Source organism: Neisseria sp. P0001.S005 (assembly GCF_051963715.1).
Window position 1 is genome coordinate 1 of record NZ_JBQCTZ010001041.1, and the last position, 243, is coordinate 243.

Genomic DNA, 243 nt, shown 5'->3' on the forward strand with positions numbered 1-243 from the left:
GGTTTAATTGGTTGCCTGCAGTGAGGTCGCTGTCAACGACGAAATCATCCGTTAAGGCGATATCCAGCTTGTTACCGGCTGTTAAAGTGCCATAATTGGCAAGTGATTTAGCTTGTAGCGATACATTACCGGCAGATTGAATCGTGCCGTCCTAATTGTTTAACTCCAAAGTGTTTTGATTTTTATCGTGAATATACAACTGCCGGTTGGTGGCAATTTCACCATGTTGGTTGTATAGTCCGT

1 pseudogene is annotated in these 243 nt (G+C 43.2%); it reads right to left on the reverse strand.

The features are described 5' to 3' along the window. Positions 1–243: pseudogene (locus tag ACTHSP_RS23995) on the reverse strand (hypothetical protein); the annotation flags it as partial.